Annotated in this window: 24 protein-coding genes and 4 pseudogenes; 11 read left to right on the plus strand and 17 right to left on the minus strand. The window is 69.3% G+C overall.

Going from position 1 to position 24,535, the window contains the following annotated elements:
• Positions 1–62: 62 nt before the first annotated feature.
• The 4 genes from ACFV6V_RS16290 to ACFV6V_RS16305 all read right to left on the minus strand — a co-directional run bounded on the left by ACFV6V_RS16290 (position 63) and on the right by ACFV6V_RS16305 (position 2,848).
• Entirely contained in the window at positions 63–377 is a 315-nt protein-coding gene (locus ACFV6V_RS16290) for a SpoIIE family protein phosphatase (protein ID WP_385565040.1), read from the minus strand.
• Between the two features lie 811 nt (positions 378–1,188).
• Positions 1,189–1,575: a hypothetical protein gene (locus ACFV6V_RS16295; protein WP_385564925.1), complete on the minus strand. Its 387-nt coding sequence runs from the start codon at positions 1,573–1,575 to the stop codon at positions 1,189–1,191.
• The gene (locus ACFV6V_RS16300) at positions 1,572–2,264 is read right to left on the minus strand and encodes a hypothetical protein (RefSeq protein ID WP_385564928.1); all 693 of its coding nucleotides are present in this window, start codon (positions 2,262–2,264) and stop codon (positions 1,572–1,574) included. Before ACFV6V_RS16300 ends, ACFV6V_RS16295 begins: the two co-directional genes overlap by 4 nt.
• Complete coding sequence (locus ACFV6V_RS16305; RefSeq protein ID WP_385564931.1) at positions 2,255–2,848, minus strand: RNA polymerase sigma factor; 594 nt, start codon at positions 2,846–2,848, stop codon at positions 2,255–2,257. The genes ACFV6V_RS16300 and ACFV6V_RS16305 overlap by 10 nt, the downstream gene beginning before the upstream one ends.
• Positions 2,849–3,053: 205 nt before the next feature.
• On the opposite strand from ACFV6V_RS16305, the gene ACFV6V_RS16310 reads away from it, so the two are divergent.
• From ACFV6V_RS16310 to ACFV6V_RS16340, 7 genes and pseudogenes are all read left to right on the plus strand, one after another.
• Positions 3,054–3,539 carry an Asp23/Gls24 family envelope stress response protein gene (locus tag ACFV6V_RS16310; RefSeq protein ID WP_385564933.1) on the plus strand — a complete coding sequence of 162 codons (486 nt, stop codon included), beginning with the start codon at positions 3,054–3,056 and terminating at the stop codon, positions 3,537–3,539.
• A gap of 70 nt (positions 3,540–3,609) precedes the next feature.
• Positions 3,610–3,798, plus strand: a pseudogene (locus ACFV6V_RS16315) (hypothetical protein); the annotation flags it as partial.
• Positions 3,799–3,887: 89 nt separating this feature from the next.
• A complete protein-coding gene (locus ACFV6V_RS16320) occupies positions 3,888–4,301 on the plus strand; it encodes an Asp23/Gls24 family envelope stress response protein (RefSeq protein ID WP_385564936.1) in 414 nt (137 codons plus the stop codon).
• Positions 4,302–4,507: 206 nt separating this feature from the next.
• On the plus strand, positions 4,508–4,996 hold the full coding sequence (locus tag ACFV6V_RS16325) for a DUF6286 domain-containing protein (RefSeq protein ID WP_385564939.1): 489 nt from the start codon (positions 4,508–4,510) through the stop codon (positions 4,994–4,996).
• A 47-nt stretch (positions 4,997–5,043) separates the two neighbouring features.
• Entirely contained in the window at positions 5,044–5,652 is a 609-nt protein-coding gene (locus ACFV6V_RS16330; protein WP_385564941.1) for an alkaline shock response membrane anchor protein AmaP, read from the plus strand.
• Positions 5,653–5,773: 121 nt separating this feature from the next.
• Positions 5,774–6,010, plus strand: a pseudogene (locus ACFV6V_RS16335) (IS110 family transposase); the annotation flags it as partial.
• Positions 6,011–6,038: 28 nt separating this feature from the next.
• The gene (locus ACFV6V_RS16340; protein ID WP_385564944.1) at positions 6,039–6,683 is read left to right on the plus strand and encodes a hypothetical protein; all 645 of its coding nucleotides are present in this window, start codon (positions 6,039–6,041) and stop codon (positions 6,681–6,683) included.
• 258 nt (positions 6,684–6,941) lie between these two features.
• On the opposite strand, the gene ACFV6V_RS16345 is transcribed toward ACFV6V_RS16340, so the two are convergent.
• The 3 genes from ACFV6V_RS16345 to ACFV6V_RS16355 form a co-directional block, all read right to left on the minus strand.
• Complete coding sequence (locus ACFV6V_RS16345) at positions 6,942–9,065, minus strand: MMPL family transporter (protein WP_385564946.1); 2,124 nt, start codon at positions 9,063–9,065, stop codon at positions 6,942–6,944.
• A 223-nt stretch (positions 9,066–9,288) separates the two neighbouring features.
• Positions 9,289–9,768, minus strand: a complete 480-nt coding sequence (locus ACFV6V_RS16350) for a MarR family winged helix-turn-helix transcriptional regulator (protein ID WP_385564949.1) — start codon at positions 9,766–9,768, stop codon at positions 9,289–9,291.
• A gap of 9 nt (positions 9,769–9,777) precedes the next feature.
• Positions 9,778–9,957 carry a hypothetical protein gene (locus ACFV6V_RS16355; protein ID WP_385564951.1) on the minus strand — a complete coding sequence of 60 codons (180 nt, stop codon included), beginning with the start codon at positions 9,955–9,957 and terminating at the stop codon, positions 9,778–9,780.
• Between the two features lie 170 nt (positions 9,958–10,127).
• On the opposite strand from ACFV6V_RS16355, the gene ACFV6V_RS16360 reads away from it, so the two are divergent.
• The 3 genes and pseudogenes from ACFV6V_RS16360 to ACFV6V_RS16370 all read left to right on the plus strand — a co-directional run bounded on the left by ACFV6V_RS16360 (position 10,128) and on the right by ACFV6V_RS16370 (position 11,577).
• Positions 10,128–10,289, plus strand: a complete 162-nt coding sequence (locus tag ACFV6V_RS16360) for a hypothetical protein (protein WP_385565052.1) — start codon at positions 10,128–10,130, stop codon at positions 10,287–10,289.
• A pseudogene (locus ACFV6V_RS16365) lies at positions 10,265–10,387 on the plus strand (IS5/IS1182 family transposase); the annotation flags it as partial. The gene ACFV6V_RS16360 and the pseudogene ACFV6V_RS16365, both read left to right, overlap by 25 nt.
• Positions 10,388–10,458: 71 nt before the next feature.
• The gene (locus ACFV6V_RS16370) at positions 10,459–11,577 is read left to right on the plus strand and encodes an AI-2E family transporter (RefSeq protein ID WP_385564954.1); all 1,119 of its coding nucleotides are present in this window, start codon (positions 10,459–10,461) and stop codon (positions 11,575–11,577) included.
• A gap of 367 nt (positions 11,578–11,944) precedes the next feature.
• On the opposite strand, the pseudogene ACFV6V_RS16375 reads toward ACFV6V_RS16370, so the two are convergent.
• Positions 11,945–12,211: pseudogene (locus tag ACFV6V_RS16375) on the minus strand (S1 RNA-binding domain-containing protein); the annotation flags it as partial.
• Between the two features lie 120 nt (positions 12,212–12,331).
• On the minus strand, positions 12,332–12,889 hold the full coding sequence (locus ACFV6V_RS16380; protein ID WP_385564957.1) for a DUF3291 domain-containing protein: 558 nt from the start codon (positions 12,887–12,889) through the stop codon (positions 12,332–12,334).
• A 435-nt stretch (positions 12,890–13,324) separates the two neighbouring features.
• Here ACFV6V_RS16380 and ACFV6V_RS16385 point away from each other — a divergent pair, with 435 nt between their 5' ends.
• Positions 13,325–13,606, plus strand: coding sequence for a hypothetical protein (locus ACFV6V_RS16385; RefSeq protein ID WP_385564960.1), 282 nt, complete (start codon positions 13,325–13,327; stop codon positions 13,604–13,606).
• Positions 13,607–13,638: 32 nt separating this feature from the next.
• On the opposite strand, the gene ACFV6V_RS16390 is transcribed toward ACFV6V_RS16385, so the two are convergent.
• The 8 genes from ACFV6V_RS16390 to ACFV6V_RS16425 form a co-directional block, all read right to left on the minus strand.
• The gene (locus ACFV6V_RS16390) at positions 13,639–14,037 is read right to left on the minus strand and encodes a hypothetical protein (RefSeq protein ID WP_385564962.1); all 399 of its coding nucleotides are present in this window, start codon (positions 14,035–14,037) and stop codon (positions 13,639–13,641) included.
• 297 nt (positions 14,038–14,334) lie between these two features.
• On the minus strand, positions 14,335–15,363 hold the full coding sequence (locus tag ACFV6V_RS16395) for an aromatic acid exporter family protein (protein WP_385564965.1): 1,029 nt from the start codon (positions 15,361–15,363) through the stop codon (positions 14,335–14,337).
• 1,086 nt (positions 15,364–16,449) lie between these two features.
• Positions 16,450–17,835, minus strand: a complete 1,386-nt coding sequence (locus ACFV6V_RS16400; protein ID WP_385564968.1) for an FAD-binding oxidoreductase — start codon at positions 17,833–17,835, stop codon at positions 16,450–16,452.
• A gap of 224 nt (positions 17,836–18,059) precedes the next feature.
• Positions 18,060–19,331 (minus strand): SWIM zinc finger family protein, encoded by a 1,272-nt coding sequence (locus tag ACFV6V_RS16405; RefSeq protein WP_385564971.1) that lies wholly within the window; start codon positions 19,329–19,331, stop codon positions 18,060–18,062.
• Positions 19,328–22,294 carry a DEAD/DEAH box helicase gene (locus ACFV6V_RS16410; RefSeq protein ID WP_385565043.1) on the minus strand — a complete coding sequence of 989 codons (2,967 nt, stop codon included), beginning with the start codon at positions 22,292–22,294 and terminating at the stop codon, positions 19,328–19,330. Before ACFV6V_RS16410 ends, ACFV6V_RS16405 begins: the two co-directional genes overlap by 4 nt.
• A gap of 29 nt (positions 22,295–22,323) precedes the next feature.
• On the minus strand, positions 22,324–22,992 hold the full coding sequence (locus ACFV6V_RS16415) for a PadR family transcriptional regulator (RefSeq protein ID WP_385564974.1): 669 nt from the start codon (positions 22,990–22,992) through the stop codon (positions 22,324–22,326).
• Positions 22,993–23,235: 243 nt separating this feature from the next.
• Complete coding sequence (locus tag ACFV6V_RS16420; RefSeq protein ID WP_385564976.1) at positions 23,236–23,448, minus strand: transposase family protein; 213 nt, start codon at positions 23,446–23,448, stop codon at positions 23,236–23,238.
• Between the two features lie 42 nt (positions 23,449–23,490).
• Entirely contained in the window at positions 23,491–23,976 is a 486-nt protein-coding gene (locus ACFV6V_RS16425) for a hypothetical protein (RefSeq protein WP_385564979.1), read from the minus strand.
• Positions 23,977–24,535: the final 559 nt, after the last annotated feature.

Raw genomic sequence — 24,535 nt, forward strand, 5'->3', positions numbered from 1 at the left:
GGGGCGGTGGCGATGTCCTTGGTCAGCGCTGACGAGGGGTGCAGGTCCACTCACCATTCGCATCAACCGGCGCGGTGCACAGTGGATCTGGCGGGACTGATCACGCGGGCCAACAGAATGGCGATGTCGTCGTTGCGGTGCGGTGCCCTCTGCACCCCGGCGAGCAGGTCGTCGGCCAAGTCCTCGAGGTCGGCTGTCGCGGCTCCTGCCAACCCTGCCAGCGACGCTTTGATGCCCATGCCGATGTCCCCCTCCGTGGCCTCCAACAGACCGTCTGTGGCGATCGCCGACACGCTCCCGGGGCGGATGTCCGTCAGCTGGGTCGGGTACCGACCCTGCGGGTCCACGCCGAGCGGGGGGCCGCTGAGGAGGTCCAGAAGGCGGGGGGCTCATCCGGGGCAACCAGAGCAGGTGACGGATGGCCCGCCGTACAGGCTTCCACTGTCCCTGTCGCTCCGCCCTCTGCTCCTGGTTTGACGATCGCTGCGCGCTACCAGGCCGCCACATCGGGCATGCGTATCGGCGGCGATTGGTACGACGCCATTTGCCTTCCTGATGGCGCCGTGGCCCTCGTGGTCCCACCTGCTGTATTCCCGGAGGCCTCTTCGGCTAAGAAGTGCGTGCTCTTGGATCCACTGGTAATGATGAGCCGTTGCCGACTTTGCGCCTCAGCTCACGATGCCAACAGGAGCAGCGCAAAAGCCTTTCGGAACTGTCTGCACCGGGCCTGAGGGCCTGGGGATGCGTTCCCGATCTTGCGAGCAGAGGGATCTGGAGGCGCCGCCCGCTCGCTCGATGGTCCTGAGCGCGGTAGGTCGATATCGGGCTCGAGGCCGATACGGCGGGTCGCCGGCGTGGTTCGTACATGGACGCCGCTGCCACCCAGCTCTGCAACGAGTACCTCGCCCGCTTCTCCCCGTACTTCCAGCACCACACCCACATGCTCGACTGCTCCATCCACCTGTCCCGGCCCTTCCCGGTGGGCTGCGGCCGCTGCGTGCTCCGGACGCCAGGGGCGAGTAGTAGTGCTGTGGCGGGGGGTCAGGACGGGTTCCGGGCCGTTCAAGATCGTCGCAGAACGCAGATCGTGCTGCGCGCGCCGTCGGTCGTGTTGTCGCAAACGTTGCAGATGCCGTATGGATTCACATCCTGGTAGCCCAGCCCGTCACTGGATCTGGGAGGCGGTGGTTACGGCTCACTGTGCGACGGGGCGGGATTGGTGGTGTGGGTGATGGTCACCAGAACGGTGACGGCTTCCGGCGAGCCGTTGCGGACCAGGTGGGCGGCGACTGCGGAGCGCACCTGTTGGCGTACGTCCCGGGCGGTGTCCAGTGCGCGTCGGTCTTCGTCGAGGATGCAGCGCACTTCCAGGTGCCAGCCGCGTGCATGGGGTGCGTGTTCGGCTCGGATGCCGGCCTCGGCGGGCCGGGCCACGATCCCCATGTGCTGTGGGGCGCGGGCGGCGGCATGGGCCAGCCGGTGGCTGAGGCTGGGCGTGAGTCCTGCCACGCCGCGTACCGCGAGGGCCGCGCGGGCGGCTGTTTCGTGGAGGTCCCCCGCTGCGATGAGGGTCATGAGAGCTCGCCTTCCCGGGAATCGGCCTCTTCGAAGGCTGTGGGCCGGGTCGGGTCCAGGACATCAACGATCGTGACGTCGATACTGCTGATGACCAGTCCGAGCGCCTGGTGCGCGCTGCGAAGCACGGCCCGGCGCACGTGCTCTGCGCGGTCGGGAAGAGGGCGGTCTGGGGCAGCGGCCAAGGTGAGGGCGATGTATACGGCCTGGCCGTCTGCGGTGGGGGTCATGCGCAGGCTGGCGACTCTCGTGCCGGTGACTGCATCGGCTGCCCGGCGCAGGACTTTCGCGGCTGCGGTCTCTGCTATCTGCAGGTCTCGCGCAGGGTCGTCCAGGGGAAGCATCCGACCGAGCCGGACCTCGGCGCGGACCACGCGCATCACCCTGTCAGCGAGGGTCCGGGGGTCGGGCCGCTCCTGTGCGCGAAGGGCACCGATGGCCACGTCCAGGGCAGCGAGGCCCTCGATGGCTTCTCGGCAGTGCAAGCAGGCGACCGTGTGCGGGTCTGCGGCGGGGGCGGCGTCTCTTGCTCGTTCCCAGACGCGGCTGAGGGGGCGCCCGCAGGGCAACAGCTGATCGCCGGTGAGCAGGGCGGCACCGGTGAAGGAGCTCTGGTCGGCCTCGCCGCTGGCTGCACGTCCTGGCTGCTGGTGTCCGGGGGCTTGCGCGTGCTGGTCGTCTAGCGCCATGGGGCCATCTCCTTCGTCAGAGAGCGCCGGGCTCGAAAGAGCCTGCCGCGTACGGTCTGTTCACTGGCGCCCACGACGTGTGCGATCTCGTCGTAGTGCAGCCCGTGCAGTTCCCGCAGTACCCAGCAGACGCGCTGGTCCGGGTTCAGCTTGTTCAGCGCCCGGGCCAGGGCTGCGGTGGCGGCTCCACTCTCGGCGGCACGTTCGGGCCCGGACGCCACATTGCCGTTTGCGGGCTCTGGGACGGCGTCCAGGGGCACTGCCGCGGTGCGACGGCGCATGATCTTCAGGCAGCGGTTGGTGACGATGCGATACATCCAGGTTCGGAACGCAGCGTCACCACGGAACTCCGGCAGTCGGCGCCATGCGCTGAGAAAGGCTTCCTGTACGGCGTCCTCGGCATCCGCGGTGTTGCCCAGGAGGTGATGGGCCAGCGCAAGCAGTGGGACGCTGTGTCGGCGGACCAGGACGGCGAAGGCCTCGTCGTCGCCTTCACCCGCCCGTACGGCCAGCAGCCAGTCCGGCCCAGCCGCCTGACGGTTGGGTGCCCGCAGGGCTGACGAGGAGCCGTCCTGTTCGTGCATCGGCCGTCTCTGTTCCTTGGGATCGCCTGCGGCTCCCGGAGTGCAGACGGGTCAGCGCAGAGAACGTGAGCCTTCGCTTCCCGGAGCGCCGCTTCTTTCACCTTAAGGGAGCATTCGCACTATTCGTGACGATTTTTAGCGAGATGGGTCCAATCCATGACGGGCATTGCGTGAGTGTCCACACGGAACTGAGGAGATCCTTCTCATGACGGACATGACCAGCCGCCCCGCAGGCCCCGAGGATCAGCAGGGCGAGGACGGACAGGCGCTGCAGCGCGGTAGGGGCTCCGATGTCCCGGCCGGCAGCCGCGGAAGGACCACCATCGCCGACAGCGTGGTGGAGAAGATCGCGGGGATAGCCGCCCGGGAAGTGCCGGGCATTCACAGTCTCGGTGCCGGAATGGCCCGAGCCCTGGGAGCTGTCCGCGATCGGGTCCCGACCGGGCGCCCCGGTGTCAGCCGCGGGGTGAGCGTCGAGGTCGGCGAACGCCAGGCTGCCGTCGACCTTGACGTCGTCGTGGAGTACGGCGTCTCCATTGTGGACGTGGCCGCCGAGGTCCGTACCGACGTGATCACCGCAGTGGAGCGCATGACCGGCCTGGAAGTCGTCGAGGTGAACATCGCCGTCGACGACGTTCACCTCCCCGACGAACAGGACGAGGAGCAGGAGAGCGAAGGCCGCGTGGCATGAACGCGCCCGCGGCCCCGGCACAAGGCTCCTCGCGGCGTGAATCAAGCGTCAGGAACTGGGTGAGTAGAAGATGAGAGCAGCAACACTGGGACTGGCGACAGGCATGACCCTGGGCTTCGCCGGCTACTTCGGCGGATTCGGAGCGTTCCTCGTCGTGGCCGGCCTGGGAGCCCTGGGGCTGATCGTCGGCTGCTTCGTACAAGGCGACCTCGTCGTAGGCGACTTCGTGCGCCGCCGAGAAGACGGCCAGAGTCCCCGGGCTGAGGGCCTGCACCCTCAGAGTGACGCCGGTCGCCAGGACGTCCGGCGCCCCAGCGGGCAGCCAGGGCCTCACCGGAGCCGGGTGCTATGACCACCCGGCCAACTCCTGCTGCCGAGGCCGGCCCCTTCCAGCAAGCGGGGACGAAAACCCAACGACTGCCACCGCCAGCCGAGCGCGGCGTCACCGAGATTCCCGACAAGGTCGTGGCCCGCATCGCAGCCAGAGCTGCCCGCGAAGCCTTGACCCGGCACGTGGGGCCGCCGTCCGCCCGCCCGCTGACCCTCCCGAGCGCCTCGGCCACGGTGCATGAGGGATCGGCACGGCTGAGCCTGTCCCTGGACCTGCCCTACCCTCTCGATATCGCCAGCGCCGCAGGCCGGATGCGGCAGGCCATCTCCGAGCGGGTTGCACATTTGACCGGTATGAACGTCAGCGAAGTCACGCTGACCGTGCGGCGGCTTGTCCCCGCCGACGACTCGGGCCGCAGGAGAGTCCGATGACCAGGCGAAGCGCCCGAATGACGCACGCGAGGAGCGCCACGAACAGCCGACAGGAGCCCGGCACCGTGGTTCCCGGTCCCCCGGCACCAGAGCACGGCCCACGCCCTGCGCCCCGTTCGAACAGCCTCGAGTGGAGCGCTCACGGGCGGAAACCCTCGCGACGACCATGGTCGGCACGCCGTATTCCTGCTGCGCTCGTCGCGCTGGTGTTGCTGTTCTCCGCCGGGATGTCACTGTTCGGCATCTCGCGGGTACAGGCCGGATACCCTGCGGCCCCGTGGCACGAGCACCTCTTCGACGAGCTGGCGACCCGTCCGCTGGACGATGCTTGGATGCTCATCGGCGCAATGGTCGCCGCTGCGCTCGGCCTCTGGCTGCTCGTGCTGGCTCTCACCCCCGGCATGCGGCGCCAGCTGCCCCTGCAGGTTGCTGCCGAGGGCGAACATACGCGTGTCGTGCTGGACCGCGACGGAGCGGCTCAGTTGCTGCGCGATTCCGCCATGCGGGTTCCCGGAGTGAGCCAGGCGAAGGTCCGGGTGTACCGGCATCGTGTCAAGGTTCGGGCGGACGTGCGCTTCCGCGACCCACGTGACGTCAAAGACGAGCTCCTCACCGCCATCAGGGACGAGCAACGCGACAAGCTCGCCTTGGCCCGCCTCCCGAAACTGGCCGTCCGCACTCGACGCCCGGCCTGATTCGCCGCGCAATCCCCTACGGAACGTGACACGGACGGAGCCCGGTCATGGAGACGCAAGCGAAGGTCAACCGGATTCTGCTCGCAGCGGCCGGAGTGGTGCTGCTGGGCGGCGGCCTCCTCGTACTCGCCGCCGGTCTCGACGTCTACCGCAGATGGAACCTCGACCCACCCGACGGCTGGCCACTGACCACCCCGCATGAGGTCCTCGTCGCCGCCGCCGACCGCATCGCGTGGTCGGGCCGGGGATGGTGGTTCTGGGCCGCCATCATCGCCGCTCTGGCCCTGCTCGCTCTGCTCGCCCTCTGGTGGCTGTTGGCACAGCTACACCGACACCGCCCCCGCCGCATGGCAGTGGGTGGGAGACCCCCCGTCGACGGCGTCGAGCTGCGCGACCGGGCGCTGAGCGACGCACTCGCAACCGATGCCGGCCACCTGCCCGGCGTCCACAAAGCCAAGGCACGGATGGCAGGCAGTACCGCCCACCCAGAGGCACGCATCACCCTCACCCTCACCCCCAGCAGCGCCCCCGGCCAGGTCGTGGAGCAGCTGTACAGCGGCCCCGTGGAACGAGTCCGCCGATCCACCGGCTGGGAACACCTCTCCACCCGGACTCGTCTGCAGGTCGCCCACCGCCGACCGCACCGCGTGGAGTAGGACGCTGTTCACTGAGCTGACGACAAGTGTTCCTCGTACGGAACGGCAAGCTGCCTGACGCTGAGGAACAGCACACAGCCGCGCGTCTAGCCGCTGATCGGCATCGACAGCCAAGGCACGTCACTGGCTGGCCGCAGTCGAACGCACCGGAGAGGCGATCTGGAGCAAGAAGGCCCACAACGATGAGTGCGCGATTCCGTCCGTGCCCGGGGAGATCCGCGACGGTCGGAGCATGTGCACTGCGCTCTGCCATCGTCGGAACACGTTCGCTCTGCTCCTGTCGTTGCTCGCCGCCCACGGTCAACGAGCCGTCTACGTTCCTGGCCGCACGGTCAACCCAATCTCAGGCGCTCACCCAGATGAGGCCAAGCCCGCCGACGCCCTCCTTGGAGAGCAAGCCCTACCTCGATCAGCGCTGGCAGGAAGGCTGCACCAACGCCTGGAAACTGTGGGAGGAGATCAAGGAACAGGGCTATCCACGCGGTTACGGCAGCGTCCGCGACTACGTCAGCGGGACTCTTCGCGGCAAGACCCAACCGGTCGGCCCCAGGCCGACATCGGCCCGCGCCGTCACGCGCTGGGTCCTCACCCACCCCGAGGCCCTACCGGAAGGCGACCGGCTCCCACTCAAAGTCGCCTTGACCAACTGCCCCGAACTGGCAGCACTCGCCGAGCACGTGCGCTCCTTCGCCCGCATACTCACCCACCTGCAAGGCGACCGACTACCCGAATGGATCGAAGCGGCCAACGCCAACTCCGAACTGCCCAGCCTCCACCACTTCGCTCAGCACCTCATCCGCGACCTCGACGCCGTCACCGCCGGTCTTTCCCACCAGTGGAACTCCGGCGTCGTGGAGGCCACGTCAACCGGATCAAGATGCTGTAGCGCCAGATGTTCGGTCGCGCGGGATTCGAACTCCTCCGCAAACGAGTTCTATTGGCGTGACCGAGCGTCACCGGACCACAGGCAGTGGACCAGAGCCCGCAGTCACGCGCATAACCAGCGGCCCGCAGATCGGACAGTTCCATGAGGAACTGCAGGACCGACACGGTCGCCAATTGCGCCGGGAAGAGTCCCGGCTTGCCGTCCCGCGCGTACCACTCGGCGGAGTCCTCGTCCCGCCATATTCGTCGAGATGGTGGCGGATGGCCATGGCGATGGTGTCCCGAGGGGTGCTGGCGCGGGCTCACGGTCAGCTCCGGCACCTCCGAGCCGGTACGTGGCTGAATGCACAACTCGATCTTCTCGCGCGGGTTGCGCTGCCGCCCTGCCCGCCTCTGAGCGCCGGTCATCCTCCGAGCGGTGCGGCCTCCGTCTCCCGCTCCTTCACGGACGGGCGGCTGAGCGGTCCGGGCCACCAGGCGCGCCGCCCCAGGTCACGGACGAGGGCGGGCACCAGGAGGGACCGTACGACCAGGGTGTCGAGGAGGACGCCGAAGGCGACGATGAACGCGATCTGGACCATGAAGGCCAGGGGGATCACTCCGAGCGCCGCGAACGTTGCGGCGAGTACGACGCCGGCCGAGGTGATAACCCCACCGGTGGCGGTGAGTCCGACCCGCAGGCCCTCGCGCACCCCTTGCCGCATGGACTCCTCGCGCACCCGGGACATCAGGAAGATGTTGTAGTCCACGCCCAAGGCGACGAGGAACACGAACCCGTACAACGGCACCGACGCGTCCGTGCCGGTGAAGCCGAGGACGTGCCCGAAGACGAGCGAGGCGATGCCGAGGGTGGCCGCGAAGTTCAGCGCGACGGTCGCGACCAGCAGCACCGGCAGGACCAGGGAGCGCAGCAGTGCGACGAGGATGAGCAGGATGATCGCCAGTACCACGGGGACGATGAGCATCCGGTCGCGCTCGGCGGTGCGCTGGGTGTCGTACTGCTGTGCGGTGTAGCCGCCGACGAGCGCGTTCGCGTCCGGCACGGCGTGGACGGCTGTGCGCAGCCGGGCGACGGTGTTCTTGGCTGCGTCGCTGTCGGCGGCGGCGCTCAGTGTGGCGTCGATTCGTACGCGTCCGTCGACGACGAGCGTGGAGGCGGGTGCGGGGCGGCCAGCAGCGTCGACGGGCGCAGCGGCGTCGACACCGTCGACCCGGGCCGCCACTTCGGCCACCCGCGAGGCGGCCGGTGCGTCGGCGATGATCACGGCGGGGTTGCCGGAGCCTGCGGGGAAGTGGCGTCCGAGGTTGGCCTGCGCGGCCACAGAAGGCGCGTCGTTGACGAAGATCTCGTCGAGCGGCACCCCGCGGGAGTTCAGGCTCGGGGCGAACGCGGCGCAGGCGAGCAGAGCCGCCAGGGTGGCTGCCCACACCTTGCGCGGGGCCCGGTCCACCAGTGCGGCAACCCGGCGCCAGATGCCGTGCGAGCCGTCCGCCGAGCCCGGGGCTTGGGGTCCGGCGGGCCAGTAGGCGGCGCGGCCGGTCAGCAGCAGCACCGCAGGGAGGAAGGTCAGTGTGCTGAGCACGGCGCAGCCGATGCCGATGGCTCCTACCGGGCCCAGTGCCCGGTTGTTCGACAGGTCGCTCACCAGCAGCGCGATCAGGCCGAGCGCCACGGTGGCGGCGCTGGCGACGATCGGGCCGAAGGAGCGGCGCAGGGCCGCCCGCATCGCGCCGTAGCGCTCGGCCCCGGGCCGGCCCAGCTCCTCGCGGTAGCGGGCGGAGAGCAGCAGGGCGTAGTCGGTGGCGGCTCCGATGACCAGGATCGAGAGGATGCCCTGGACCTGCCCGTCCACGCGTACGACGCCTGCGTCCGCGAGCCAGTAGACGATGGCGCAGGCCAGCCCCAGGGCGAACACCGCCCCCAAGATGATCACCAGGGGCAGGAGCACGCTGCGGTAGACCGCCAGGAGGATCAGCAGGACCGTGACCAGGGCGACCCCGAGCAGCAGTCCGTCGATGCCGGCGAACGCGCCCGTGAGGTCGGCCTGGGTCGCGGCGGGCCCGGCGATCCATACGGTGGTGCCGGGCACCGCCTGGGCGCGGTCGCGGAGTGTGTCGAGGGTGCCGGTCAGCTCTTCGCCGAGGTCGGGGCGGAGCTGGACGATGGCACGCAAGGCCTCGCCATCCTTGGCGGGCAGCGCGGGCGAAGGGGTTCCGACGAGGTGCGGGTCGCCCGCGAGACCGGCCATCGCTCGGGTCGCCCGCTTCTGGGCGTCGGCGGCGAGGGGGCCTCCGTCGTGTGCCGTCCACACAACGATGGCAGGCAACGTCTCCGCCTGCCGGAATGCCTCTCGTTCCTCGATGACCCGGGTGGATTCCGCGCTCCGGGGCAGGAACGCGGCTTGGTCGTTGGTGGATACCTCACCCTGTTTGCCAGCGTATGGGCCGAGGCCGCCGCCGATCGCAAGCCACGCGACGAGCAGGGCGAGGGGAAGCAGGAAGCGCCAAAGGGACGTACGGCTGGTCATCTAGGCTCCGAGATCTATCACGACAGTTAAGAATCTCAATGATTGAAATAAATTATGGCATGCGCTGTCCCCATTCCGTACGCGGGTAGCCAGGCAGGTTCCACGCACTCTTCGCGCGCAAGCGTTGTCTTGGATGCACCGGAGCTGTCGCCCGTCGGGCAGGCGCGCACCCTTCGTCGACATGGCACGTGGGCGGTCGGCCGGCGGTGGCTGACGGGGAAGGTCAGCGACCTGGCACGCGCAGTGCCCCCAACTCCTCGTTGAGCGCAGTGAGGAACCTCAGCGCGGTGGCCAGCTCCTGCTCGTCGAAGCGCTCGGTGGCACGGGAGGCGGCCTCCGCCAGCGGCAGGAAGTGCCGACGCGCAGTGGCCCGGGCCCCGGTCTCATAGTGCACGTGGACCACACGGCGGTCCGCGGTGTCGCGGGTCCTGCGGATGTGGCCGGCCTTTTCCAGGCGGTCGAGGCAGGCGGTGACCGCGCCCGAGGTCAGGCCCAGATGGTCGCGCAGCCGCCCCGGGGTGAGGGGCTCTGGGCTGTCCAGCACGGCAGCAAGGGCCTGCACGTCGGTCGGGTGCAGTCCCTGCGCGAGCGCGAAACCGTGGACCAGCCTGCTGATCTCCCCGTGCGTGCGTCGCAGCGCGACGGCGAAAGCCTGGAGGCTGCCCGGAGAGCTGGTTGTGTCTTGGTCATCGCTGCTGGCCACACGATCAGCCTATAGAAGCCTTCCCTGGTTACCGCGCGCGGTCATCGCCGGGAGGGCGTCGTGGACGGTGACGCGGTGGACGGGTTCCCAGCTCCTGGTGTCCGTGGCGTACACCTCTTCGAGGGCGGCGCGTACGTCCGCCTCGTCGGCGAGGCTAGGCGCGCCGAGGACCGCTTCGCCAGTGGCCACCGCTCTCCCCACGTCGTGCCAGGTGGCGGGCTGCGGTTCTTCAAGTCGCGCGGCCCGCCTGGGCCGGGGCGGGACGGTTTCGGTACACCGGCCGGAGAACCCGTTGCCGCTGGCAGAGGGACGACACCTGGCAGCGGATCTTCGCCGAACTGCAGGCCCAGGCCGACGCCATGGAGCTCATCACCTGGGACCTCAACATCGACTCCACCATCCGCCGGGCCCACCAGCATGCCGCCGGGGCGCGGAAAAAGGGGACCTTCAGAAGCAGCCGCCCGGCGGCATCGGTGTCGAGCCGGACGACCACGGGCTCGGACGCTCGCGCGGCGGCCTGACCACCAAGCTGCACTTGGCGGTTGAGCAGGGTCAGCGACCCATGTCCATCGTGATCACGGCCGGACAGCGAGGCGACTCCCCGCAGTTCGGACCCGTCCGTCACGCCCGACGGACCTGGGCTCGAAAGCATGAACGGAAGCATGAACGGTGTGCCAATAGGGTGATCCCATGTCCACCAGGTTGAGTTCTACGAGGGTCCGCGCCGCGCTCGGCGCGTCGGCACGCATGTCCGTCGAGTCGTTGCTGATCCTCGTGACAGTCGCGGTGGCCCTGTGGCTGCTGGGTCGGATGTGGTCGGTCGTCTGGCCGCTCATAGTGGGATTGCTCCTCACCACGCTGACCTGGCCGCTGACCCGTTTCCTGCGCAGGCGGGGATGGCCTCCCGCCTTGGCCGCTTCGGCCGTGACCGTGCTGTTCCTGCTGGTCACCGCAGGTGTCGTCGCGCTGATCGCTGTGCCGGTGGCGTCCCAGTCCGGCGAGCTGTCGGAGGGCGTGGTCCAGGGTATCCAGAAACTGCGCGAGTGGGCTGCGGGACCGCCGTTGAACATCGGGGACGACCAGATCACGGGCGCCTTCGACGCCGGGATCGCTCGTATCCAGGGCAGTGCCGGGAGTCTGGTCACCGCTGCCGTCACGGGAGTGGGCACCGTGGTCAACGGTGTGGTCACAGCCGTCCTGGCCCTCTTCCTGATGTTCTTCTTCCTCAAGGACGGCCCTCGTTTCCTGCCATGGCTCACTCGTCAGCTGCCTGGTTCGTTCGCGACCCACGTCCCGATCGTGGTAGCGCGCAGCTGGGACTCACTGGGAGCGTTCGTGCGCTCCCAGGCGATCGTGGGCCTGATCGACGCCGTCCTCATCGGCATCGGCCTGTGGGTGCTGGGAGTCCCGCTTGTGCTACCGCTTGCCGTACTGACTTTCGTATCCGCGTTCGTGCCGATCGTGGGTGCACTGTTCGCCGGCTTGGTCGCGGTACTCATCGCCTTGGTGTCGAACGGGCTGACGGACGCGTTCCTCGTGCTGGCGATCATCGTCGTAGTGCAGCAGCTTGAAGGCAATGTGTTGCAGCCAATGATCCAAAGTCGCGGCCTTGGCCTTCATGCTGCGGTGGTCCTGTTGGCGGTGACATTGGGCGGCAGTCTGGCCGGTATTGTGGGCAGTCTGCTCGCGGTGCCAGCGGCCGCGATGATAGCGGTGGTCTGGAACTACCTTCGTGAGCTGTTCACGGATCCGACACGCGATCCGGAATCCGGCGAGCCCCACGCCGTGGGTGTCGCTGACTCAGCGTAAGGCCCCGGTGGCCTGTCTCGGAGCCCGAAGGATGTTGCCAATCGTGTTGGCAACACTGACTTCAGCCGCGCTTGTCGCAGCGGTTGGCCGCCCGGGACTGCTTCAGGAGGTTGATCGCCCGTTCGACGGTGTTGCGTTTCCTGTACCGCTCCTCACCGAAGCCGGGTGGCCGTCCGCCGCGTGAGCCTTCGCACGGGCGGGAGGCCTGACTGTCGGCCTTCTCCGGGATCGTGTGGCAGATTCCCGCAGCCGCAGGCTGCTCCCGGATGAGGCCGTTACTGTAGGCCTTGTCGGCCGAGGCCGTCCGGCTTCTTGCGCGGCCTCCGGGGCCGGGCCCGGGCACGCAGATCTCCCCGGTACGCCGCTGAACATGCTGTCCGACCTGGACGACATCGGTGGGAGCATCGATGTGCCGCCAGGACAGTTCGGGGATGACGACGAACCCAACACCGGGCAGGGCGGGATGGTCAGGCCCGTCGTCCAGGGCCAAGAAGACCCCGAACCGTTCGATCGCCGCGACGGGGCCGGACAGGACCTCGCCACGGCGCAGTGACTCCAGGAACGCCCACAGTTCCAGGATCTCAGACGGCCAATCCCTATGCCCGCCACCCTGGCACGCGACGACGTGTGCCAGCCATGCCCGTAGACGGCGAAGCCCCGGGTACTGGCGGATCCGCCGTTGGCCCGGACGCATCTGCTCGATGTCTTTCGATCGAGGCGTTTGACAGTGAACCCAGTCGTTCAGGCTTCCTTGTCAGCGAACCTGGTCGCTCTTCGGTCCGATGCCTTTGGTCCTGGTCTGAGTTCCGTTCGGGGCGAATGAGTGGTGGAAGGTGAAGGCGTGCGTCGCGGAGCCGTGGTCGTGGAGGTGTTGCAGCCTGGAAACCCCGTCCTGCCAGGTGGGTATCACGCCGTCGGAGACCCACCAGCACACGCAATTCGGGTGTGCTGTCCTCTCGAACCAGTCGTGACGCCTGTTCAGCGCCTCACGGTGCAGACCGGTGTAGACTGCGTCGAAGGCAGAGCGCAGGTCGGTCCAGAGTGAGAGTGTCGCGGCCAGGGCGGTGGTTTCCACGGTACGGCCCTTGCCGTACCAGGTCGGTACGGCGAACTCTCCCCATGCGCCCCAGTCCGCCCCGAAGAGCATGCCCCGGTCACCGTCTACCGTTTCAGCACGCGCGAGGTATCCGGGGTGCTGACTGATCTTCCGGTAAACGGCCTCACCCCTGTCGTAGAACTCGCGCGTGAGAGGTGCGGGATCGGCGAGCGGTGACTTCAGGACGCCGAATGTGTACAGAGCAAGATGGGGCATGCGTCACTCCCTGGTTGGGGCTGCCTGGCGTGGACCCGGTTCGGTGGCTTGCGCATGGGGGCGAGGGTTTGTTGGGCATGACGAACTCATCCCTTCGCGGGTGGCTCAGCCTGAAGGAACTCCTGCGCGACCATGGGCGATCGCCGAAGACCAGGTGAAGGTAGCTGCCTCTGCGGGCCATGTCGAAGTTGCGTTTTCCCTGTCCAAATGGCCTCTCGCACCGGTCACTGCGGGAGCTGCGGCGGTGACGGGCGGGGCAGGCCGCGGGGCACCAGTGATCCTCTCCGTGTATCGGTTCGCCCGCCATGCCCGTCCGCACCCCCTGTCCGATAGCCCCGAGTGCCGCCGAACGCGTGCGGTTGAAGAAGATGGCCCACGGCCACATGACCGAGCACCGGCTGCGGGTGCGCGCACAGGTAGTGGTGCACGCCGTACGTGGACGCTCCAACGCATCGCCCGGGAGACGGGGCTGCACTTGGACACCGCGCGCCGCTGGCGTGGCCGGCGCGCCCAGGCGAGCCTGGGCACGCCTCCTGGCTCGACCAGGTCGAGATCTACTTCTCTGCCGTCCAGCGCAAGGCCCTCTCGCCCAACGGCTTCACCGACCTCACCGAGGTCAGGGACCGGCTTCGAGCCTTCGAAGACCGCTACCACGCCGGGCCCGGCCGGCACACCGCCGATCACCACGAGGAATCCTCTGTCGCACCGGCAGCGTGAACAACCTCCGAAGGATTTACGGCACCGACCATCTAGAGAAGCGCCATAGCCGCGACCGTGGCAATGCCGGCGAGGGGCGTGAAGACCACGAACCGTGAGCTCGGGCGATTGTCGGCGTCCACGAACGCGGCGACGAGCAGCAAGAGAGCCGCCGGAACGAACCAGAGCATGAGAAACATGGCGCCAAGGAACGACCAGATCAGCAGCGCCACCCCCATGACGTAACAGGTCCGGGCGTATGCCTTCCGATGGCTTCGCATCACGAGCGGGACAGCGGCCGTAGCGCCAGTTCCCACGAACCACCCGACGAGGTCGGAGCCGAACCAGATGCCGAGGGCCGCCGCCGCCACCGCTGCCGCCACCGCCCCGGCCAGGCCCCATGCCCATTGCCGTGCCGACACACTCTGACAACCGGCCATTCCGACCTCCATTTGAACACGTTCAATTGAACGGGTTCAAGACTACCGCAAGGCTCATCAACCCGAGTCCGGCCACAGGAGCAGCACCGCGCCGGGTGAGCCGCCGCAGAGAGGCGCGCAACCGCGGGTGACGGCACCGAAGGTGCGGGTGAGGTCATGCCGGTGCACTGCGGGGTGCCGACCCTGATGAAGTGCAGGTCGGCGAAGCGGATTCCGGGGTCGGTTCGCGGTATCTCCGAGAGCCCCGGCCTGGCCTTTGGGCAGGCTCCGACGGACGCGGTCGAGCTTGCGGCGGAGGGCGGGGGCGCGTCAGTCCCACGCACCGCTCGGCGCGAGGGTGTACAGCAGCTGCTGAGTCTGCGCCACGACGCCACCGAGCGAGGTGGCCTCCTCCTGGTCCTCGCTCCCGACCCAGGCCTTCAATTTGGCGTGAGCTTGCCAAGCCTCGGAAAGACTGACAGCGCGCTGCGATCGCGGGTCGTCACCCTCCGCCGCGACGCCCTGCCGTGGCAGCGGCGCTGAGGCGTCGGCGGCATGGCGCAGTACCTCGCCCAGCGGCTCCAGCGCGTCGGCCGGGGGCAGGCGCAGGGACGGTGCCTCGCCGACGGTGTCGGCGAGCAGGCGGGTCAGGGACATCAGGTGATGGACAACCGGCTCCCAGGCGGCATCCAGCTCGGACGGGGGCAGGGCCGGCCCCCGGCGGCGCAGCCGGTAGCCGGGGTTGAAACGGTAACTCTCCTTCGTCCAGCCGCGGGCATCACGCAGTTCGGCGAGGCTGCCGTCGAGCCTGCGCGCACGGTCGTGCCACCGTTCGGCGTCGGCCCGGTCATAGCCCCTCTCCACACCGGTCCCGACGGCGCGCAAAAGACTTGCCGCCTCCTGGGCGAGCCTGTCCAGGTGGGTGTGCACGTCCCGCACATGCACGGGCGGCAGGACCAGCGCGTTCACACTGATGCCGATAAGGGCGCCGATCAGGGTTTCGAGGAGTCGGTGACCCACGTCGGCGAAGGATGTGGAGCCATACGCGAGAACGAGGACGGCGGTGGTCGAGGCGTAAATCCCCTGCGTCCCGAAGCGGGTCCAGGTCCCCAGGAGGACGGTGACGGGCAGGACGATCACCATGGCCATGGTGGTGCTGCCGGTGAAGGCCGCCGCCATCGAGGCCACCACTGCGCCGAGTGCGATGACGGTGACTTGCTGCGCCGCGGACACCACGGAGCGGTAGACGGTGACCTGCACGAGAGCCACGGCCGCCCACGGCGCCATCAGCGTCACCGACCCGCCCCACCACCATCCCGTGACCGTCCAGGCCAGCACGGCTGCCCCCGCTGCCTTCATCGACTGGACCAAGACGTCCCGCTCGCGCCCCGGCTCCCGTAGGCTCCGGAGCGCCGAGCGCCATGTCGCTGGTGTCTCCCATGACATCCGGCGCCAGAACTGCATTACGCCACTTCCTGCTTCCCTCAGCGATCATGTTGCGGCCGTGCCCGGCCCTCTTCGAACAAGGGCACAGTCAGACGCGACTAGGGAAATTCCCTCACAAAATCGGATAAAACGTCACAGGGGGATCCTGTCGCACGGAACCCGCGCAGGAGGGCGCCTGAGGCCGGTGCAGGCGCCGACAGCCGAACAGACGACCGCGTGGCGGACGCCGTGAGCGGCCCTCGCGTCCACCGGGGTACTCGCGAACGACGCAGGCAGCCGCCCGTACGGGACGAACCCCGCGCGGGCGGTGATGGCTCACCTGACGGTTCGCCACCCCACGTCGTCTGCTCGCCGTCGAACCAGGCCCGAACGTGGACCGCGTACCGGCGCCAGCCGGGGCCGTGGGGCGCGGGGTCGAGCGACGCACACCCGCCGCCGCGCCCGACGGCCGCGCAGACGGGCAACGCATCACCGGCACGGCGGCGGGCGCCGCGTAACGGCTGCGCTCATCGGCACCGCATCCGGCCGGCGGCGCAGAAAGGTCAAGCGCAGCCACCAGAAGCAAGGCTCCAGTCGGGGGCGGACGCGGGTATGGAGAGCCCCGCCCGGCGCACCGGCGCGGGCAACATTCGGACGCATCCGGATGCTGAGCGCATGCGGTTCGTGCTCTTCATGACCATGCCGGGGCTGGTCTTCTCCTGACCCTGCTGGCTCTCGCCGACCGGTTGCTCTGTTGCGCTGCGGCCGGCCGGCCGGAGCGCTGCCATGGCGGAACAGCGCACGTCAGGGCCAGATATCAGTGACCGGATTCGAGCAGCTCCACGCCAGTGATACCGGACGACGAGGATGAAGGGGCTCAGTCGTCCGGATGCCCTCGCCCGAGCCCCCGCCATCCGCGCGACCGTGAAGATGGAGTCTCCCCGCCCGGTACATCCACAAGCCGTCGATGCGACCGGTTCCTTCGCCTTGGAACCTCCCGCACACGGCTCAGGGGGAGGCTCAGGCGGCTTGGACCGGCTCGACGTTCTGGTTGTGATGGAAGAAGTTGTCCGGGTCGTAGGCCCGCTTGACGTGCGCGAGCCGGTCGTAGTGGGTGCGGTAGGTGGCTCTGACCCGGTCCTGGCCCTCACCCTCGCCCATGAAGTTCACGTACGAACCGCCCATGGAGTGCGGGTGCATCTCCCCCCAGTAGTCGACGCACCAACGCTTGATGACCTCGGCGTTTGCCGGATCAGGGTCGATTCCGGCGAAGACGCCGGACCAGAGGGCGTCCCGGTAGCTCCACGCGGTCTCATCAGGGCCCACCTGGTGGGCAGCGGCGTCGATCGGATAGAGGTGCATCAGCGAAAGCGGGGTGGGGATGCTCTCGCCGTACTTGAGGTGCACGTCCAGGGCGGTGTCCGGGATGCGGTCGAAGAAGTCACCGCGCCAGTACCACTGGTATCCCGAGGGGATGAGCTCGTCGAACATGGTCTGCAGCGCGGGGTAGGGCATGGGCGTCGTGAAGTGGAAGGCCGGCGGCCCCGGGTCGCTCACCGTCTTGAGGGCCGCTTCGAACCGGTCCAGGTCACCGGTGTAGCACCACACGATGCCGCACGACTTCTTCCCGTGCAGGTCCTCGGGGAACGGCGGGGCGGGTGGGACGGCGAAGATGGTGAAGAAGCCGTACACGTCCTCGGGCGCCCCCGGGAGGAAGTCGCGGTACCACGTCAGCACCTCGCGGGTGCGGTCGACCGGCCACACGGTGACACCGACTCCGACGGTGTCCACGGGGTGCAGCCGGTAGGTGAACGACGTGACGATGCCGAAGTTCCCGCCGCCACCACGCAGCGCCCAGAACAGATCGGGGTGCTCCTCTTCGCTGGTCGTGACGAAGGTACCGTCCGCGAGCACGACATCCGCGGCCAGGAGGTTGTCCGCGGTCAGGCCGTACTTGCGAGTCAGGTAGCCATGGCCTCCCCCGAGGGTCAGCCCACCGACACCCGTCATCGAGATGATGCCGGTGGGCGTCCCGAGGCCGAAACCGTGACAGGCGTGGTCCAGGTCCCCGAGCTGGCTGCCGCCTCCGACCTGGGCGGTCCTCGCTGCGGGGTCGACCCGCACCGAGCGCATCAGCGTCAGGTCGAGGGTGAGCGCGTCGTTCACCAAACAGAGGCCCGGGCCGCTGTGGCCGCCGCCACGGACCGCCATCTCGAGGCCCTGCTCGCGGGCGAACCTGACCGTCTGCATGACGTCCGCTGCGTCCAGGCACTGCGCGAACGCGGCGGGGCGTCTGTCGATCATCGCGTTGTAGATAGCGCGGGTTTCGTCGTATGCATCGTCCTGCGGGCCGATCACTGGTCCGTGCAGAGCGTCGCGCAGTGAACCCAGAGTCGCGCCGTCCATGAGAACTCCTTGGCGGGCGCGCCGGTCTCCGCCCCCGGGGCATGCGACCGCACCGGCTGCCCTGTGGACGTATAGGGGTAGCGCGCCCGTCGGTCCCGCCCCGGGCGCCACGAGCCCGTCGGCGACCGCCACGACGCCGTAGGGCCGACAACTCCAGCCTGGCACCGGCCATCCCGCCGCGCAACGCAGCCGTGTATCCCGAACGACGTGGTCGCCACGGCGGTTCAGCCGTCGAGGAGCTCGGCGAGGGCCTCGGCCGGGTCGTGGTGCGGTGAGGCAGCCGGCCACCACCGACCGCCCTCCTGCCGGTACGGGTACCAGCGGCCGTCCCGGCCGTAGCGGAGCTGGAGCCCGCGGCCGGCCAGCGTCCAGCGGTTGTCCCGCACCTCCAGCTCGGGGAGCTCGTTCTGCTCCCAGCCCGCGGTGAGCGCGGTGCGGGCCCGGGCGGTGTCCTGTTTCGGCGGCGTCCAAGCCTCCTCCAGCACATCCAGCCCGGCGCTCCCGCCCAGCCGCCACGCCTCGGCCGCCCGGTCCAGCTGCTCCGGGCTGCCGCAGGCTTCCCGCAGACGGGCCAGGACCTGCGCATCGGGGCGGGTCGCCGCGATCCGTACGCAGTCCCGCCAGAGGCCAAGGGGCGCCGGCGGCTCGGCGGTGAAACCGTGGGTGTAGGCGAGCAGTTCACGGGCGCGCACGCCCGCGGTGGTGACCAGCTGCTCCAACGGGTCGGCTGCGGGCCCAGTGGACGTGTCCTGCATGACGGTCGGGCCGGGCAGCGGCGGCAGCTCGGGAAGCACCGCCGACGCACGGCCGAAGACCTCTTCGGCGGGAGTACCGTCCGGCAGCTGCGTCGCAGCGGCCGTCGCTTCTTCCTCCGCCTCAGCGGCGTCGTCCTCGTCCCCGAGGCCGCCGAAGATCGCCTGCATCAGCAGGACGGACCGGAGTTCCTCCTGCGCCGCCTGCACACCGCGCCCCCGCAGCAGGAGCAGGAGCATCGTGTCCTCGTCCAGCAGCCAAGACGCCTGGTAGCAGAGCGCGGCCGCGTGCTTGCAGGGGTGGTCGAGCGCGTCGCAGTCGCAGTCCGCCTCCAGGTCGCCGTAGCCGGGCAGCAGCCGGACCCTTGCGTCCTCGGCGGCCTCCAGCAGGTCGGGCGGCAGTTCACCGGCGAGCAGTTCATCGATGATGTCCGGCCGCTCTGCGGTCTTCTCCCAGAGCAGCTCCCAGTCGTCCTCGTCAAGCTCCTCCAGGGTGAGCACCGTCTTGAAGGGGGTGTCGCCTTCGTAGCCGGTGGTGGAGATGCGCCCGGGGCTGATCGTGATCGGTCCGAGCCGGCCGGTGCGCGCGTAGGCCCGGCCCTTCTTCAGGGCCTCCTCGTCCAGGGAGGTGTCCTCCAGCGCGTCCGCCCAGGCCTTGCCCCACCAGGACTGGCCGCGTGCCCGGCTGCCCCGGCGCGCGGCGAAGGCCGGGAAGCCCCGCGCGCCCGTCTCGTCCCCGCTCATCCCGTACTCCTCAGCTCGACCAGGTTGGCCAGCTCGTCGTTGGTCAGTTTCGTCAGTGCCTGCTCCCCGGAGCCCAGTACGGCGTCCGCGAGGCCCTTCTTCGCTTCGAGCAGGGCGGCAATGCGGTCCTCGACCGTGCCTTCGGCGATCATCCGGTGCACCTGGACGGCGCGTGTCTGCCCGATGCGGTAGGCACGGTCGGTGGCCTGGGCCTCCACCGCGGGATTCCACCAGCGGTCGTAGTGCACGACGTGGTCGGCGCGGGTGAGGTTGAGTCCGGTGCCGGCGGCCTTGAGGGAGAGCAGGAAGACGGGCACCTCCCCGTCCTGGAACCGACGGACCATCTCCTCGCGGCGTGGCACCGGGGTGCCGCCGTGGAGCAGCAGCGTGGGGACGCCGCGCTCGCGCAGGTGTGCCTCGAGCAGGCGTGCCATGGTGACGTACTGGGTGAAGACGAGGGCGGCTCCCCCCTCGGAGGTGATGGTGTCCAGCAGTTCGTCGAGCAGTTCCAGCTTCCCGGAACGGCCGGCCAGCCGGGTGCCTTCCGCCTCCTTGAGGAACTGCGCGGGATGGTTGCAGATCTGCTTCAGGCCGGTGAGCAGCTTGAGCACCAGACCGCTTCGGGCGATGCCCTCGGTGGCTTTGATCTGCGCCATGGTCTCGCGGACCTGGGTCTCGTACAGGGTCCGCTGCTCGGGGGTGAGGGAGACCGGACGGTCCGTCTCGGTCTTCGGCGGGAGCTCGGGGGCGATGCCCGGGTCCGACTTCTTGCGGCGGAGCAGGAACGGCCTGACCAGTTCGGCCAGTCGCTGTGCGGCGGAACCGTACTCTCCCTTCTCGCCCGGCGGTGGTCCGAATTCCGCGCGTTGCTTGTGTTCGGCTTCGATCGCGGCGATCCAGCGGCGGCGGAAGTGGCCGTGGCTGCCGAGGAGTCCGGGGGTGGTCCAGTCGAGGACGGCCCAGAGCTCGGAGAGGTTGTTCTCAACTGGGGTGCCGGTCAGGGCGATCTTGGCATCGGCGGGGATCAGCCGCAGCGACCTCGCGGTGCTGGAGTGCGGGTTCTTCACGTGTTGCGCCTCGTCGGCGACAACCATGCCCCAGCGGTGGGCACCGAGCCGCTCGGTGTCAAGGCGCATGGTGCCGTAGGTGGTCAGGACGAAGCCGGAGCCGACGCCGGCCAGGGTGCGGCCGGGTCCGTGGTAGCGGCGGACGGGCGTGTCGGGGGCGAACTTGCCGACCTCACGCTGCCAGTTGCCCAGAAGGGAGGCGGGGCAGACGACGAGGGTGGGGCCGACGCTGTGCGGGTGTTCCTGGCGCAGCAGGTGCAGCGAGATCAGCTGGACGGTCTTGCCCAGGCCCATGTCGTCGGCGAGGCAGCCGCCGAGGCCGAGCGAGGTGAGGCGGTCCATCCAGCGCAGGCCGCGCAGCTGGTAGTCGCGCAGGGTGGCCGCGAGCGCGGCGGGCTGCTCGACCGTTTCGGTGCCGCGGTCGGGTTCGGCCAGGCGTCGGCGCAGGGCGAGCAGCCACGTGCTCGGCGCGACCCGCACCTGCTTGCCGCCGGTCTCGGTGTACCCGGTGAGGGCGACGGCGAGCGCCTCGATGGCGGTGAGCGGCTTGAGGTCGCGGTCGCGGGCCTTGCGGGCGATATCCGCGCCGATGAGCACCCAGTGCCCGCGGAGCAGGGTCAGCGGCTGGTCTACGGCGGCGATCTCGGCCATCTCCTGCTCGGTGAGGGCCTCCCCGTCGAGGTCGAGCTGCCAGCGCAGGCCGACGGTGCCGTTGCCGCCGAAGAAGGAGCGCATGTCGGTGGGCGGGGTCAGCGCGCCGCCGATGACCACTCGGGTGGTGAGGGAAGGGACGGCGTCCTCGGGCCAGAGCACCTCGACGTCGTGGGCGGCGAGTCGGGCGGTGGTGTCGCCGAGCAGGTCCTGGACCTCGTGGGCGGCGAGTTCGAGGGCGGAGGGCACCGGCAGCAAGCGGGAAAGGGGCTGCCAGATGTCGGCGGCCCGTCGTACGGCGAGGACGGTGTCGGCCTGGGCCCGCGGTCCGAGCCCGGCTGCTTCAACCGAGGCGAACAGCTCGTCGGCGTCGACGCTGAGGGTCGGGTCGGCCCGGCTGGACACCTGGGGTACCAGGCGCAGGGCGGGCGCCTGGCCGTCACCGGCACCGGCACCGGCACCGGCACCGGGCACCAGGTCGACACGCAGGGCCAGTCGTACGCCCGAGTCGATACCGGCGGAGATCTCCTCGGCCCAGGCTCGCAGATGGGGGACGTACTGGGGTTCGTCGGCAGCGAAGGCCCGGCGGCCGGCCACGGCCGGGGCGGCGGCGGTGCGCGGCAGGGTGTCGGCGACCGCGTCGACGAAGGAGCGGAGCAGGGCGGCGGCGTCGCGCAGCAGCAGCGGGCCGCCAGGCGGGACGGGCAGGGGGACGGCGAGCGCCTCGGCCGGTGCCGCGGCGGCCAGTTCACGAATGCGCTGGACGTCCTCCGGGGCGAGCGGGCCGGCGCGCCAGGTGTCGTGGCCGGTGACGGAGACGCCGGGGAGCAGCCGTTCGCGGGCGGCGAGATGCAGGCCGAGAGCGGTCGCGGCGCCCCAGAACGCGGCGGAGGGGCTGGGAGAGACCTCTGCGGCGCCGTTCGCCGTCCGGTCGGCGTTCACTTCGGTGTGGAGCCGACGGGCCAGGGTAAGGGCGGGCAGGGCCTCGGCGACGGTCAGCCGCAGGACCGGGCAGCGGCTCACCGCGAGGGTGCCTCCGTCGGCGGTGACCAGGTCGGCTTCACCGGCTTCGCCGAAGGGCAACTGTGCGGCGGGGCCGGGGCCGGGGCCGGGCGGGGCGTCGGGTCCGGGCGGGGCGTCGGGGTACCGGAACGCGAGCTTTCCGGTACGCGCCGGATCGCCCGCCTCGAAGACCACCGCGCACTGCGCCAGCAGGCCGGCCTGCTCACGTGACATCCACACCATCTGTTCCGCCCCCTGGTTCGGCACTCCGGTCAACGTCCGCCGTCCACGGGGCGCTTGGTCACGCGGCTGCCTTCTGGATGCAGGTCGGTCGCGAACGGGTTCGGCTCATCGTCCGCAAGCACGCCCACGAAGGGTTCCCCCTCCCCGGCGAACGTGTAGGCGCCGCCTTCGATCCGCTCGATCAGACCACGCGTCCATTCCGCGCCGGCGTCGGCCGAGTGCACCCACAGGTTCATGATCTCGCCGATGTGCCCGAGCTGCTCGGGCCCGTCCGCCGGTGTGTAGTACTCAGTGACCGTGGACCGCCACTGCTCGAGCCCCGTGATCCTCTTCTTGAGAAGTGCAACGGCCTCATCCCGTGGCAGATCGACGATGAAGCCGATGCCGGCCGAGAGCACGTCGGCCTTCTGCTCGTGCGCGCTCAGCGCCTCGCGCAGCAGTGTGAAGTACTCCTCGGTCCCCTTGTCGTTCATCTCGTACTCGACGCGGGGCGGGCCGCCGACGGTGCTCGGTGCGACCTCGTGGGCGACGAGGAGTCCTTGCTTGGTCATGTGCTTGAGTGCGTGGTAGATCGAGCCCGGCTTGGCGTTGGACCACTCGTGGGCGCCCCAGTACTCCAGGTCGTTGCGTACCTGGTAGCCGTGTGCCCGTCCGTGCTGGCGGACCGCGCCGAGAACCAGCAGCCGGATCGCTGACATGCGCATCTCCCCTTCTAGATGATTTTGATCAGACCGGCCCGATCCAGGTTCACCCAGGCGCGATCCATGCAGCTTTCGCATGCTCATCAAATTTGTCTAGCTGCTTCTACGGTGCCCCACCTTGACAGCTCTAGTCAAATTTGATCAGCCGAGGAGGGGTTCTGTCTGACTGCACTCCGGCGATCATCGTCGAAGGTCTGCGGAAGAGGTACAGGCACAAGCAGGCCCTCGACGGCCTCGACCTCACGGTGCGACGAAACTCGCTCGGGTCGCGGGTGCCCGGGCCCCAGGGAGGGTGGGAGCACGCTCGGCCAGGACGTCGACGGTTTCGGTCACGTACCGGTCGGCGGTGGCGGTCGATACGCCGAACCTGAGCCCACCCGCTCCAGCGCCTCGTTCCTGTGGAGATGGACCAGCACGAGGAGGGCCTGCTGGAAACAGTTCAGCAGTGGCCAACCGTGAGCGCTGGGACCCGGCACAAGTCGCTGGTGCCAGCGCTCAGCCGTGTCGGGCCGCGAAGGCGGCGGTCGAGGTGTCGTCCAGGTCCACGCAGCATCCGTAGCCCCAGTAGACGTAGTAGTGAGGGGTCGCCAGTTGACGCCGACACGTCGTGCAAACCACCTGCTGGTGGGGGTTGGCGCGGATGACGGCCGTGTCCTTGAGGCTGAAGATCGCTCGGGTGGTCTCCAGCCCGTGCTCCTCGATTCCCTGCTTCACGAATTCAAACGCGCCGTATGTGTGACCGTTAGGGCATTTGATGCGGTTGGAGTAGGCCGAACCGCACGCCTCGGCTCCGAGCTCGGTTCTGATCCGGGCCATTTCCTCGTCCGACACCGGCTCGAGCCCCATGTGCTTCATCCGCTGCGGCGTCCAGTACCACGCGTTGACAGCCGAGAACTGGGCGCGGGTCAGATAGAAGGTGGCGGTCCTGCCGCTCTTCACAGTGGCTCTCACGGCGTCCACGACGATGCTGTCCTCGGCCATGATGACGGCCCTGCCGCCACCGACAACCGACTCGATAGCAGCAAGCGAGGACGGATCCATGGTGCATCACTCCGAAGCAGGCAACGGCCGGCGCGAAACCCGGCGCAGGTCTCTGTCGCTGTGATGCTCTGTCGGCCCGGTACCCGCTGCAACCGGGAACAGCCGTTTGGGTCCCTCGCGTCCCTGTGCTGCCCTCCCCCGCCTGACCGTGCACCCGTCGTCTCCGATGGTGTCGTCGGAGACGTAGTGCTGCCCAAGTGGCGGACCGGTCCTGGCGGGCGGCTCTCTCTGGCGGCCCCATGGCCTCAAGGCCTCTTGGCGATGGCTCGGGCTCTTACGCCTTCGGCCCCTGTGGCCACGTCAGCCTGCTGCTCCTCGGCATGGGCGAGGTACGCATCGGGAAGCATGGCCTCACACGCGCCGCGATCCGGGGAAGCGCGCACGGTACTCGCCGCCGCCGAGACTCATCGTGATCGGACCGGTCGGCCCCTGGAGGTGCGACGGATCCCAGGACGCGACGCCCCGAGCCCCCGCGCATTCCGTTCGCGGCGGTCTCGGT

Origin of the sequence: Streptomyces sp. NPDC059828, assembly GCF_042731955.1 — a bacterium.
In the GTDB taxonomy this organism is placed as follows: domain Bacteria; phylum Actinomycetota; class Actinomycetes; order Streptomycetales; family Streptomycetaceae; genus Streptomyces.